This window comes from Vibrio sp. MOR3 (assembly GCF_001557775.1).
In the GTDB taxonomy this organism is placed as follows: domain Bacteria; phylum Pseudomonadota; class Gammaproteobacteria; order Enterobacterales; family Vibrionaceae; genus Vibrio; species Vibrio jasicida.
The window spans coordinates 22297-35230 of record NZ_LNRD01000003.1; the positions used below are offsets into that span (position 1 = coordinate 22297).

Annotated in this window: 11 protein-coding genes; 3 read left to right on the top strand and 8 right to left on the bottom strand. The window is 46.0% G+C overall.

What is annotated here, in order from left to right:
• Window positions 1–38 precede the first annotated feature (38 nt).
• Both ATB76_RS07470 and ATB76_RS07475 read right to left on the bottom strand, forming a co-directional pair.
• Window positions 39–368: a hypothetical protein gene (locus ATB76_RS07470; protein ID WP_005440588.1), complete on the bottom strand. Its 330-nt coding sequence runs from the start codon at window positions 366–368 to the stop codon at window positions 39–41.
• Window positions 369–478: 110 nt separating this feature from the next.
• On the bottom strand, window positions 479–820 hold the full coding sequence (locus ATB76_RS07475) for a DUF2799 domain-containing protein (protein ID WP_009707688.1): 342 nt from the start codon (window positions 818–820) through the stop codon (window positions 479–481).
• A gap of 316 nt (window positions 821–1136) precedes the next feature.
• Between ATB76_RS07475 and ATB76_RS07480 the strand changes: the two genes are divergently transcribed.
• The 3 genes from ATB76_RS07480 (at window position 1137) to btsR (ending at window position 5193) form a co-directional block, all read left to right on the top strand.
• Complete coding sequence (locus ATB76_RS07480; RefSeq protein ID WP_061034996.1) at window positions 1137–2621, top strand: carbon starvation protein A; 1485 nt, start codon at window positions 1137–1139, stop codon at window positions 2619–2621.
• Between the two features lie 139 nt (window positions 2622–2760).
• Window positions 2761–4431, top strand: a complete 1671-nt coding sequence (locus ATB76_RS07485; RefSeq protein WP_038866399.1) for a sensor histidine kinase — start codon at window positions 2761–2763, stop codon at window positions 4429–4431.
• Between the two features lie 33 nt (window positions 4432–4464).
• Window positions 4465–5193: a two-component system response regulator BtsR gene (gene btsR / locus ATB76_RS07490; protein WP_042599715.1), complete on the top strand. Its 729-nt coding sequence runs from the start codon at window positions 4465–4467 to the stop codon at window positions 5191–5193.
• An 82-nt stretch (window positions 5194–5275) separates the two neighbouring features.
• Here the strand turns inward: btsR and ispH are convergent, their stop codons facing one another.
• From ispH to murJ, 6 genes are all read right to left on the bottom strand, one after another.
• The gene (gene ispH / locus ATB76_RS07495; protein ID WP_005440578.1) at window positions 5276–6241 is read right to left on the bottom strand and encodes a 4-hydroxy-3-methylbut-2-enyl diphosphate reductase; all 966 of its coding nucleotides are present in this window, start codon (window positions 6239–6241) and stop codon (window positions 5276–5278) included.
• A gap of 24 nt (window positions 6242–6265) precedes the next feature.
• On the bottom strand, window positions 6266–6697 hold the full coding sequence (fkpB, locus tag ATB76_RS07500) for an FKBP-type peptidyl-prolyl cis-trans isomerase (RefSeq protein ID WP_038876251.1): 432 nt from the start codon (window positions 6695–6697) through the stop codon (window positions 6266–6268).
• Window positions 6698–6857: 160 nt separating this feature from the next.
• A complete protein-coding gene (lspA, locus tag ATB76_RS07505; RefSeq protein ID WP_005440576.1) occupies window positions 6858–7364 on the bottom strand; it encodes a signal peptidase II in 507 nt (168 codons plus the stop codon).
• A 73-nt stretch (window positions 7365–7437) separates the two neighbouring features.
• Window positions 7438–10266 carry an isoleucine--tRNA ligase gene (gene ileS, locus ATB76_RS07510; protein WP_061034997.1) on the bottom strand — a complete coding sequence of 943 codons (2829 nt, stop codon included), beginning with the start codon at window positions 10264–10266 and terminating at the stop codon, window positions 7438–7440.
• 64 nt (window positions 10267–10330) lie between these two features.
• On the bottom strand, window positions 10331–11266 hold the full coding sequence (ribF, locus tag ATB76_RS07515) for a bifunctional riboflavin kinase/FAD synthetase (RefSeq protein WP_038866392.1): 936 nt from the start codon (window positions 11264–11266) through the stop codon (window positions 10331–10333).
• A gap of 70 nt (window positions 11267–11336) precedes the next feature.
• Window positions 11337–12899, bottom strand: a complete 1563-nt coding sequence (gene murJ / locus ATB76_RS07520; protein ID WP_045498982.1) for a murein biosynthesis integral membrane protein MurJ — start codon at window positions 12897–12899, stop codon at window positions 11337–11339.
• Window positions 12900–12934 lie beyond the last annotated feature (35 nt).

Genomic DNA, 12934 nt, shown 5'->3' on the forward strand with positions numbered 1-12934 from the left:
GACCTCGTGGTCTCCTTTTTTGTTTTAGATATCAAGATTTAGTCTTCATACAACCATTCATCAAACTCTTGGTTAAGCTTGTCATTTGCTTTACGCTTGATGTGATCAGGATTCGTTATGTTCTTAACGTTCTCTACTTTATTGGTGTACTTGCGAGTGGTTTGGTTTACTTCTCGCTTCACTTGGTTCTCGACATAAGTACCGTCAGTGACTTCTTTAATATTACGCTTGGTATTGTTGATGGTATTGGTAATACGATGCTTATCGTGATCGTATTTACGCTTCATCTTAATCGACTCTTTCAACACGTTGGTCGCACCGACCGTTAAGGGCAACAATGCTAATGCGACCAAAAAATACTTCTTCATGTTTTCATTTCACTTCTGATTGAATCTCAAGCCATGAGTACAGCAAAGCAATAAAATGCAAATGTCAGAAGATCAACAAGCAAAACCACAGTCTTGATTATGAAACAGATCTAGTTACTGTATTCGTTCCAGCCACGTTGCCATTCCATACGGAATTTTTGTGCCCCAGGCGTTCCCTCACATACACCTTCATAATACTGACCAGACAGGCCCATTTGGTAAGCAAAATCAGGATTACAATATTCAGTCACCCCTTCAAGGTAACCTTGGTCATAATCGCCTTGCTTTACATTTCCTAACGAGCGAAGTTCTTTCATGGTACGAGAGGTATGCCCAGCGACACCATCTTGATAACCGATCTGGTACCAATCTCCGGACTGCGCCAGTTCTTCCGTTGTTGCCGCACACCCTGCTAGTAAAGCCAGCGCCAAGCCTAACGTTGCCTTTTTCATCATTCTTCCTTAACTAATTGTTTTCAAAACAAGCTTACCACTAAAGCCTGTGCTTTGCCGCTTATCTATTGATTTCACCACTTAACTCTTGAGCTCGCCGCTCACCCTTGATAACCACCGCTTAATGGTTAATAGAACCACTCAGCCCTACGCACGACCACTAGGCAAACGATAAAACCACTTAACCGTTATATCGACCACTCGCTTCTCTATTCGACCACTCATCCATAGAGCGAATGCGCTTAACAAAAGAGATGAATACCATACATCCTGAGCTTAAAAAATTACCCTACCTAACAAACCAAGGACAATTGCTATGATGTGGTTTCTAACCTGTGTCGCAGCCCTCATCGGCGGATACTTCATCTACGGTGCTTTCGTTGAGAAGATTTTCGGCATCAATGAGAATCGTCAAACGCCAGCTCATACTAAGACGGACGGCGTTGACTACGTTCCAATGTCAACCAAGCGTGTTTACCTTGTTCAGCTTCTGAACATCGCAGGTGTTGGTCCTATCTTTGGCCCAATCATGGGTGCCCTATACGGTCCTGCTGCAATGCTTTGGATTGTTGTTGGCTGTATCTTCGCAGGCGCGGTACACGATTACTTCTCAGGCATGCTTTCTGTTCGTAACGGCGGTGCATCAGTACCAACAATTACGGGTCGCTACCTAGGTAATGGCGCAAAACACTTTATGAACATCTTTGCCATTGTCCTATTGCTTCTTGTTGGTGTGGTATTCGTGTCAGCGCCAGCAGGTATGATCACAAACCTAATCAACGACCAAACTAGCTTTAGCGTAAGCATGACAACCATGGTTGTGTTGATTTTCGCTTACTACATCATCGCGACAATTGTTCCTGTAGACAAAATCATCGGTCGCTTCTACCCATTGTTTGGCGCGCTACTGATCTTCATGTCTGTAGGTCTAATGACTGCTATTGCTTTCTCTAGCGAACACACTGTGATGGGTGACTTCCAAGTAAGCGACATGCTGACTAACTTGAACCCGAACGATATGCCTCTATGGCCTGCACTATTCATCACTATCGCATGTGGTGCTATCTCTGGCTTCCACGCAACTCAGTCTCCACTGATGGCGCGTTGTATGGAAAATGAGAAGAACGGTCGCTTCGTATTCTACGGTGCAATGATTGGTGAAGGCGTTATCGCGCTAATCTGGTGTGCTATCGCTCTGTCTTTCTTCGGCACGCTTGATGGCCTTGCAGAAGCAGTGAAAAACGGTGGCCCTGGTAACGTGGTATACAGCGCTTCATTCGGTCTACTGGGTGTATTCGGTGGTGTGATTGCCTTCCTTGGTGTTGTTATTCTGCCAATCACATCGGGTGACACCGCATTCCGCTCAAGCCGTCTGATTCTTGCTGAATACTTCGGTATGGAACAGAAAACACTACGTAACCGTCTTCTAATGGCTCTACCACTGTTCGTTATCGGTGGCATTCTGACTCAAGTAGACTTCGGTATTATCTGGCGCTACTTCGGTTTCGCAAACCAAACAACAGCAGTAATGATGCTTTGGACTGCGTCGGCTTACCTACTACGTCACAACAAACTGCATTGGATTACGACTATCCCAGCAGTCTTCATGACAACCGTGTGTGTCACTTTCATTTTGAACAACAGCACGCTAGGCTTCGGTCTACCAATGCAAATCTCGACAATCTCTGGCATTTTGTTCGCTCTTGCTACAGCGGCTTACGTTATCAAAATCTCGAAAGGCAAAGGCGAAACAGATCTTGCAGATGAAGATAAACCAGACACTGTCTCAGAAACGGCGTAATGAAATCCTTCGCTTGCTAACCGATTCATTATCAATATCTGGATAACGCTAAGAGCCTGCCTATCGCAGGCTCTTTTTCTTTCTCTTTAAAGAATGAATTCACTTACAATAACAACATCATGTCTAGGTTAGGTTCGCTATGGAACTGATCATCTCCCTTTTGCAACAAATGTGTGTTTACTTAGTGCTGGCTTATATGCTGAGTAAAACGCCAATCATTCTTCCCCTACTGAGCATTTCTTCTCGCTTAAGTCACCGACTCATTTGTTATGTGCTTTTCTCTGGTTTTTGTATCCTAGGCACCTACTTCGGTTTACAGATCAACGACGCGATAGCAAACACGCGTGCAATTGGTGCCGTGATGGGAGGACTGTTTGGCGGTCCTGTTGTCGGTTTTGCGGTGGGCTTAACTGGGGGGATTCATCGTTATACTTTAGGCGGTTTTACCGACTTAGCTTGTGCGATTTCCACAACAGCAGAAGGGCTCATTGGGGGGCTACTCCACGTTTACCTCATTAAGCGTAACAAAGGGGCAATGCTGTTTAACCCGAGCGTAGTATTCAGCATTACTTTTGTTGCAGAAATCGTTCAGATGGTGCTGCTGCTTGCTGTCGCCAAACCATTCAACCAAGCCTATGAACTCGTTTCAGCGATTGCTGCCCCAATGATCATCGCTAACTCCGTTGGTGCCGCTCTGTTTATGAGTATTCTGCAAGATCGTAAAACCATTTTTGAAAAGTACTCGGCCACCTTTTCCCGCCGAGCATTAAGCATTGCCGACCGCTCAGTTGGTATTCTCAGCACCGGATTTAACAGCGAAAATGCCGATAAGATCGCCCGCATCATTTATGAAGAAACCAAAGTAGGTGCAGTCGCCATTACTGACCAAGAGAAGATTCTGGCTTTCGTTGGCATCGGCGATGATCATCATAGGCCAAATACTCCAATCTCATCGCAGAGTACGCTCGACTCAATGGAGAAGAACGACATCATCTACCTTGATGGCAGTGAGCGCCCTTACCAATGTTCATTAGCACAAGACTGTAAACTGGGCTCCGCACTGATAATCCCACTACGAGCAGGAAAAGAAGTGGTGGGCACCATTAAGCTTTACGAACCAAAACGTAAGCTGTTCTCGACGGCAAATATGTCAATGGCAGAAGGCATTGCTCAGCTTCTTTCGAGTCAAATTCTTTATGGCGATTACCAACAGCAACAAACATTATTAGCTCAGGCAGAAATCAAACTACTGCACGCCCAAGTGAACCCACATTTCTTATTCAACGCGCTAAACACCATCAGTGCGATTACGCGTCGTGATCCAGACAAAGCACGAGAACTGATCCAAAACTTGTCGCACTTCTTCCGTAGTAACTTAAAACAGAACATCAATACCGTGACGCTGAAAGAAGAATTAGCACATGTGAATTCCTACTTATCGATCGAAAAAGCACGCTTTACTGATCGCCTAGAAGTTGAGATTGATATTGAACCTGAACTGCTGGATATCAAGTTACCAAGCTTTACGCTGCAACCTTTGGTCGAAAATGCAATCAAACACGGTATCTCGACTATGTTGGAAGGCGGTAAAGTAAAAATCTATAGCCAACCTCATGCACAAGGGTACCTTATTACCGTGGAAGACAATGCAGGCAGCTATGAATCACCAAAAGAGAATCATTCTGGTTTGGGGATGGAAATTGTCGATAAGCGCCTCTCTAATCAATTTGGACGTGATTCAGCGCTAAAAATTAACTATCAACAACACCAATTTACTAAAATGAGTTTTATCATTCCCTCATCGCGATAAGCGCAATAAAAACGCATAAAAAGGTAATGCTGGATGTTAACCGCCCTCGTCATTGATGATGAACAGTTTGCTCGTGAAGAGCTGGCAGAACTATTGGCTGAAACGGGTCACATAGAAGTGATTGGCGATGCGTCAAACGCCATTATGGGGCTTAAGAAAATCAATGAGCTGAAACCGGATGTGGTTTTCCTAGATATCCAAATGCCTCAGGTGACGGGCATCGAGCTACTGGGTATGTTAGATCCAGAGACCATGCCCTACGTGGTATTTGTTACCGCTTACGACCAATATGCGATTCAAGCTTTTGAGGACAATGCGTTCGACTATCTATTAAAACCGGTTGATCCATGCCGCTTAACAAAGACGGTGAAACGCTTAAATAAAGTCGTTAGCCAATCAGCTTTGACGCAACAAATCTCCAGCATTGCTCCTGATAGCCTTGATCAAATCCCATGCATTGGCCACAACCGCATTGTGATCATGGCAACCGAGACAGTTGAGTCTGCTTACAGCGATATTAGCGGTGTGCATGTGCGTTCCACCAGCCAAACAGCCAGTACACAGTTAACGTTGAAAACCTTGGAAGAAAAAACGCCACTGGTGCGTTGTCATCGCCAGTATCTGGTGAGTATCAAAGCCATCAGCGAGATTAGATTATTGGAAAACGGCCTAGCTGAAATCATCACCAAAACAGGCTTTGAGATCCCAGTGAGCCGCCGTTACTTAAAGGTGCTCAAAGAACTTCTAGGCATCAGTCACTAAGCTCAGACTCTGGCATAACTCGTGTAGAAATTCCCAATTAAAAAGGCGACCTTGTGGTCGCCTTTTTGATGTTTGACTCGTCTTAATCGACTTGCTTAATTTGTAGCTCTTTTGGCACTTCGAAGAACATGTTCTCTTCACGACCAAGCACTTCGTCTACCGCTTCTGCACCAACCAGCTCTTTGATGCGATCTAGGATTTGGTTTACCAGCTCTTCTGGTGCAGATGCCCCCGCCGTGACGCCAACTTTTACCTTACCCTCAAACCACTCAGGCATGATGTCTTCTGGGCAGTCTGTTAGGTATCCTGGCGTACCTAGCTTTTCAGCCAGTTCTTTTAAGCGCGTTGAGTTTGATGAATTCTTGGAACCTACAACAACCATCACATCTACATCAGCAGAAAGCTCACGCACGGCATCTTGACGGTTTTGCGTCGCGTAGCAGATGTCATCTTTACGAGGACCTTGGATGTCTGGGAACACGCGGCGTAGCTCTTCAATTACGTCAGCAGTTTCATCAACAGACAGTGTCGTTTGGCTCACGTAGTGCAGATCCGATGGATCTTTCACGATCGCTTTTAGCTTCTCAACATCGGCTGGCGTTTCCACAAGGTACATACCGCCTGTATCACTTGAATACTGACCCATCGTGCCTTCCACTTCTGGGTGACCAGCGTGACCGATCAGTACCACTTCCATATTGCGACGGCTTGCACGTGCCACTTCCATATGTACTTTGGTTACCAACGGACAGGTCGCATCGAATACCGTTAGGTCACGAGACTTCGCTTCTTGACGAACAGCTTGAGATACACCATGAGCGGAGAAAATCACAATGTTGTTGTCTGGTACTTCATGCAGTTCTTCAACGAAGATAGCACCACGCTGTTTTAGACCTTCAACCACAAAACGGTTATGCACCACTTCATGTCGAACATAGATAGGTGGCTGATACATCTCTAGCGCACGCTCTACGATGCTAATTGCGCGGTCAACACCAGCACAGAAACCACGTGGGTTAGCTAACAGGATTTTCATTTCATTGCTCATGGAAGTTATCTTTTATTTGGTTCGCTATTCTACTGACAAAATTTCGACTTCGAAAGTCACGTCTTGTCCCGCGAGTGGATGGTTGAAGTCCACAGTTACTGAGTCGCCAGCAATCTCAGTGATGATGCCCGGGATTTCCATTCCATCAGGACCGCTAAATGCCATGATTGTGCCGACTTCAACTTCCGCTTCGCCAACAAATTTAGTGCGGTCCATATAGTGGATATGGTCTGGATTCGGCATGCCAAAAGCGTCAGCCGCTTTTAGTTCAATGGCTTTTTGCTCGCCTACTTGTAAGCCTAGTAGGCATTGCTCGAAGTTCTCACTCAAGCTACCGTCGCCCATAACGAACTTAGCAGGCTTGCCCATATTGTGTGTACTGTCCGCTACAGAGCCATCTTGCATTTTGATGGTGAAGTGCAGCGTTACTGCTGAATCTTGATTTATTGTTGTCACGTTACTGCTTCCTTGTTCTTGGGTTTCCTGCGCTCTATCTGATCACGTGCTGTGATTGCTTTTTATTGTACGAAGATACGCGGATTGGGCTCCAACATAATAAAAAGCGCCGTCCGAATCAACGGACGACGCTTAGGGTTATTCGATATATCGCAAAAGATTACTTATCAGCGTCCTTTTTGCGGAAACCATCAAGAATGATCATTGCCGCACCAATACAGATGGTGGTATCTGCAAGGTTGAATGCTGGCCAGTGGTAGTTACCCCAGAAGAAGTCTAGGTAATCAACAACAAAGCCGTGAACGACGCGGTCAAACACGTTGCCCACTGCACCACCAATAATCAGTGCGTAAGCGATGTTGTTCCATTTTTCCTTTGCTGGAAGCTTGCTCATCCAGTAGGTCAAAAGACCTGTCACAACAAACGCAATACCTGTGAACAACCAGCGCTGCCAACCCGCTTGATCGCTCAAGAAGCTGAATGCTGCACCGTAGTTATGAACATAAAGTAGGTTGAAGAATGGCAGCACCTCAATTCGGTTTGCCCATCCGTAGCCCATGTTGTCCATCACCACCAATTTGATGCCAATATCTGCAATAAATACCAGAATTGCTAACCACAGCCAGCGAACTCCAGATTGCTTTAACGTCAGTGCTTTTTCACTCATTACTTTACCTACAAACAGCCCCAGTAAATACTGGGGCTGTTAATTTTAAAAAAAGTTCAGTCGTTCTAGGCAATTACGCGAATTTACGTACTTCACCTTCGCCGTCTACGTTCGACACACAACGACCACAGATCTTCTCGTGACCTTCGATTGTGCCTACGTCTGGCGTGTGGTGCCAACAACGGTCACACTTCTCGCCTTCAGCTGCTGCTACTTCAACAAACAAGCCTTCGATATCCGTCGTTTGTGCTGCATCCGTCTTCTCACCTAGAGGCTTAACTTTCGCAGCAGATGTTAGTAGAACAAAGCGCAGTTCATCTTCAAGCTTGTTGATCTTCGCCGCTAGTGCGTCATCAGCAAATAGAGTCACTTCAGCTTGTAGTGCACCACCGATGGTTTTCTCTTTACGCGCATCTTCTAGAAGTTTGTTTACTGCACCACGAACCGCTTGGATCTCAGTCCAGAATTCGTTGTTCAGCTCTTCACCTTCAGCAAGACCGAATAGGCCGTCGAACCACTCACCAGTGAATACGAACTTGTCGCGCTCGCCTGGCATTTCGTTCCAGATTTCATCTGCTGTGAACGACATGATTGGCGCCATCCAACGAACTAGCGCTTCTACGATGTAGTAAAGTGCAGTCTGACAGCTACGTTGAGCGTTGCCGCCACGTTTTGCTGTGTACTGACGGTCTTTAATAACGTCTAGGTAGAAAGAGCCCATTTCGATTGAACAGAATTGCATTAGACGCTGAGTCACACCGTGTGTGTTGTACTCTTCGTATGCTTTAACAATCTCTTCTTGTGCAGCTAGTGCACGACCAACCGCCCAGCGATCTAGCGCAACCATTTCTTCAACAGGAACGATGTCTGTTTCAGGATTGAAGCCGCTTAGGTTAGCAAGGAAGAAACGCGCTGTGTTACGGATACGACGGTAAGCATCTGCGCTGCGTTTTAGGATTTCATCAGAAACCGCAACTTCACCCGTATAGTCTGTTGAAGCAACCCATAGACGAAGAATGTCAGCACCTAGCTTGTTAGTTACGTCTTTTGGTGCAACTACGTTACCGATAGATTTCGACATCTTACGACCGTGACCGTCAACCACGAAACCGTGTGTCAGTACTTGTTTGTAAGGCGCTTCGTCTTTCATCGCGATAGATGAAATTAGAGAAGACTGGAACCAACCACGGTGTTGGTCAGAACCTTCTAGGTATAGGTCTGCACTGTTGCCGTTGTACTCTTCACGAGCATCAACCACAGAGAAGTGAGTCACACCTGAATCGAACCATACGTCTAGCGTATCTAGTACTTTTTCGTATTGGTCAGCGTCAGCACCTAGTAGTTCAGCTGCATCTACATCCCACCATGCTTGGATGCCTTTCTCTTCAACCAGCTTAGCGACTTTCTCGATCAGCTCTAGCGTGTTTGGATGAAGTTCTGCTGTTTCTTTGTGAACAAACAGAGCAATTGGCACACCCCAAGTACGTTGACGAGAGATACACCACTCAGGGCGACCTTCGATCATACCTTCGATACGGCTTTGACCCCACTCAGGCATCCACTCTACGTTCTTGATTGACTCTAGTGCTTTAGCTCGTAGGCCAGCTTGGTCCATAGAAACGAACCATTGAGGCGTAGCACGGAAGATGATTGGGGTCTTATGACGCCAACAGTGTGGGTAGCTGTGCTCGTAAGCGTGGTGGTGTAGTAGTGCACCTTTTTCTTTCAGTACTTCTACTACTGCATCGTTCGCTTTAAATACGTGCTGACCAGCAAATAGCTCTGTATCTGGTAGGTAAACGCCGTTTGAGCCAACTGGGTTTGCTACTTCTAGGTTGTACTTGTTACCAACCGCGAAGTCTTCTTGACCGTGACCAGGTGCAGTGTGAACAACACCAGTACCTGAATCAGTCGTAACGTGATCACCAAGGATCGCCGGTACAGTGAAATCGTAGAATGGGTGTTGGAATTGAGAAAGCTCAAGATCCGCACCTTTAGCAAAGCCAAGGTTGTGGAAGTGCTCGATACCCGCACGATCCATTACGTCTTTCGCCAGCTCAGCAGCAACGATGATTCGCTCAGCGTTGTCGCCTTCTGTTTGGATAAGCACGTACTCTAGATCATCACGTAGACATACTGCGCGGTTTGCTGGCAGTGTCCAAGGTGTTGTTGTCCAGATAACGATAGATACGTCACCGTGACCTTCATGACCTTCTGTCAGTTCAAACTTAGACAATAGTGCCGCTTCGTCAGCCGCTTTAAAACGAACGTCGATAGATGGCGATACTTTATCTTTGTACTCAACTTCAGCTTCAGCCAGTGCTGAGCCACAGTCTGTACACCAGTGAACTGGTTTAAAACCTTTCAGTAGGTGACCTTTGCTTGCGATCTTACCAAGAGCACGGATGATGTTCGCTTCAGTTGCGAAATCCATAGTGCGGTATGGCTTGTCCCACTCACCCATGATGCCAAGACGCTTGAAGCTCTCTTTTTGACCTTCAACCTGACCTGCAGCGTACTCACGACATTTCTCGCGGAACTCAGCTGCTGTCACTTTTTGACCTGGTTTGCCGACTTTCTTCTCTACCATCAATTCAATTGGTAGACCGTGGCAGTCCCAGCCTGGGATGTAAGGTGCGTCAAAACCTGAAAGTGTTTTGGATTTAATAATAATGTCTTTAAGAATCTTGTTTAGTGCGTGACCAATGTGAATGTCACCGTTCGCGTAAGGAGGGCCATCGTGCAATACGAATGACTTTTTGCCTTTCTTCGCTTTACGGATTTCACCGTAAAGATCTTCTTTGTACCAACGCTTAAGCATTTCTGGCTCACGATTGGCCAGGTTGCCGCGCATTGGAAACCCTGTTTCAGGTAAGTTCAGGGTATCTTTATACTCACTCATCGATTCTTAATTCCGTTATATTGGGCGAAAATTAGACATTATGTTGAACGGTGGAATAAACCGCTCAACGCTTAAGCTGACGCAGCCACACCCTTGCTGCTTCAGCATCCAATACGATTTGTTGTTTAAGTGCTTCAAACGACTCAAACTTTTGCTCATCTCTAAGTTTATGCAAAAGTTTCACTTCTAGCTGTTTACCATATAAATCAGCATGAAAGTCGAATAAGTGTACTTCTAACTGTTGGCGAACACCATTAACCGTCGGTCGTTGACCAATGTTAGCGACACCACCAATCGGCTTATCTCCTAAGCCAAGCGCTTGAACAACATAGACTCCGGAAACCGGAGAAACACAGCGCTTCAAAGGAATATTTGCCGTAGGGAACCCGATGGTTCTACCTAGTTTTCTTCCATGTGAAACACGACCGCTGATGCTGTAATCTCTTCCCAGCATCTCATGTGCGGACTGCAAATCATCACGAGCCAATGCATCTCGAATTGCTGTACTGCTGACTCGTAACTGCTGTAAACAAAAGCTTTGAGTACTTACGACTTTAAAGCCGTACTTTTCCCCCGCTTCTTGTAGCATTGCAAAGTTACCTGTTCGACCTTTGCCAAAACAGAAATCATCACCAATGACAAGAAACTTAACACCCAATCGAGTAACCAACAAGTCACGGATAAACTCTTCCGCCGTTAGGTCGGAAAAATGACGATTGAAGTTAACGCAAAGTAAGCGATCAATATCCAGCTTACTCAGCTGGACAAATTTGTCTCGCAGTCGCGTTAACCTTGCTGGTGCCTTATCTCGAGCGAACAGCTCCATAGGCTGAGGTTCAAAGGTCATCACAACCGAAGGTAACAAAAGTTTCTTCGCTTGTTCAGACACTTGTTGCAATACTTGTTGATGGCCTCTATGTACGCCATCGAAATTGCCAATAGTCAGCACGCAGCCTTGATGGCGCGACTTGATATTGTGAATGCCTCTAATCAGTTCCATTGGATACTGCTTTATGCCTCTGTTTTTACTTTGCACTGTGTGAAACTGACGGATTATATACCAATCAACCTTATTCTGTCCCAGCTTTTAGGTCTTTTAAACGAACACCGAGTAAAAACACCACAGCAAGGTAAACCGCGGCACCTAAACCAATCAACATCGCTAGCACACCACTACGGTGAGCAAAGCTCCAATCCAACCACACCGACATGTCTTCGAGCTGCCATAGAATTGCCGCAACCATTGCGCCACCAGCCACCATCAAGCGAACAATAAAAAAGACCGTTCGCTTGGTGACTTGGTACACCCCAGCAATATGTAAACCACGATACAACAATGCCATGTTTACAAACGCAGAGAGTGCAGTGGCAATCGCAAGGCCAACATAACCGTAGAAATAAGCAAAAATTGCATTGAAGACCATATTGGTCACCATCGCAATAATGCCGTATTTTACAGGCGTTTTGGTGTCTTGACGCGAGTAGTAGCCCGGAGCGAGCACTTTAATTAACATAAAGTTAAGCAAGCCCGAGGCGTATGCTAATAAAGAGAGAGAAGCTTGATGTACATCTTGCGGGGAAAACTCTCCACGCATAAACAACACCATCAACATAGGCTTCGCTAATGCCATCAACCCAAGCATGGCAGGAATACCCAGTAAGGTCACCATGCGCACGCCCCAATCCATGGTATGAGCAAAACCTTCACTGTGAGCATCTACGTGTTTACGTGACAATGCAGGGAGAATCACCGTCGCAATCGCGATACCAAACAAACCTAACGGGAATTCAAGTAAGCGATCTGAATAGTACAACCAACTGATCGAACCGGTTTGCAGAAAACTGGCAATAAAAGTATCAAACAATAAGTTGATTTGGCTTACCGACACACCAAATAAGGCAGGAATCATCAAGGTACGGATCTTCACCACACCCGGATCGCGCCAACCCCATTTAGGCTTAACCATTACTCCCGCTTTAATAAGGAAGGGAATCTGGAATAGAAACTGAACAAGGCCACCTAGTAATACGCCAATCGCAAGACCGATTTCTGGTTGCGACATCTGAGGCGAAATAAACCACGCCGCCAAAATGATCATCACATTGAGGAAGACTGGCGTAAAAGAAGAGACGGCAAACTTACCTAAGGTATTAAGGATCGCACCAGAAAGCGCAACAAAAGTAATGAACCATAAATAAGGAAAGGTAATCTTGAGCATGACACTGGCAAGTTCGAACTTCTCAGCGGCCGGGCCGCCATGCATCCAGTCTAGGAACCAACCAAAACCAAACAACGCCGTCACTACACCAGAGCCTAAAACCCCTAGAATGGTAACAATAGAGACAATCACGCCCAGCGTACCAGCCGCACGAGCAATCAACTCACGAGTTTTATCCATATCCCCTTGAGCGTGACTTTCGGTTAATACTGGCACAAAGGCCTGAGAAAATGCGCCTTCTGCGAACAAACGGCGTAAGAAATTAGGAATTTTATTGGCAAAGAAGAAGACGTCGGCACTCGCGCCTGCCCCCATCAAGTTTGCTACTACCACATCACGAACTAAACCTAGGACGCGCGAAATTAATGTCATGGCACTGACGATCATGCCAGACTTGAGCAGTCGTTTACTCACTGTAACCTCGGAATATCACCAAAAGATAGCCAACC